General features: G+C 62.2%; 2 protein-coding genes. One reads left to right on the top strand and one right to left on the bottom strand.

Going from position 1 to position 576, the window contains the following annotated elements; all coding sequences use genetic code 11:
- The coding region (locus FK530_RS25070) for a recombinase family protein (protein WP_158645207.1) at window positions 1-127 on the bottom strand (127 nt) is incomplete at its 3' end.
- Window positions 128-319: 192 nt separating this feature from the next.
- Here FK530_RS25070 and FK530_RS25075 point away from each other — a divergent pair.
- Window positions 320-576, top strand: a 257-nt coding sequence (locus FK530_RS25075; protein WP_146489496.1) for an ArsR/SmtB family transcription factor, incomplete at its 3' end; no start/stop codon positions are given.

The raw sequence follows: 576 nt of genomic DNA on the forward strand, positions 1-576 counted from the left end.
GGGTCGTTCCCGTTAGGCCGTGGTCGAAGTAGATGTTCTTGTTCTCGACTCCGAGGCGCTCGAGTGCTTCCCGTTGGGCGGAGAGGTCTTGCTCGAGAGTCGAGACGCGCGCGTAGCCGACATGCATGTCCCCATTGTTGCAGTTGCCCTCCCCTCACCGCCCATGTCACCGTACGGGTCTTGCGTACATGGCGATCCCTCGTAAGGAGTCGTCGAGGAGGAAGCTCTCTCGACGTACGGTGAAGGTTCCCCTTACGGGCATGCGATCTGGGCTGACGCCTGTGACCGAGTGTTCAGTGCGCGCTGTATAGTTCAGTCCATGCTGACTATTGCTTCGCGTCTCGACGTGATGAACCGCCTGGGTCGTGCACTGGCCGACCCCACTCGATCCCGGATCATCTTGACCCTGCTCGACCATCCCGCTTACCCGGCGGAACTGGCCCGAGATCTGGACCTGACACGCCCGAACGTGTCCAACCACCTGGCATGCCTGCGCGATTGCGGGATCGTCGTCTCCGAGCCCGAAGGGCGCCGGACACGATATGAGATCGTCGATCCGCACCCGGCGCAGGAGCT

The organism is Tsukamurella conjunctivitidis (assembly GCF_007858475.1).
Lineage (GTDB): Bacteria > Actinomycetota > Actinomycetes > Mycobacteriales > Mycobacteriaceae > Tsukamurella > Tsukamurella conjunctivitidis.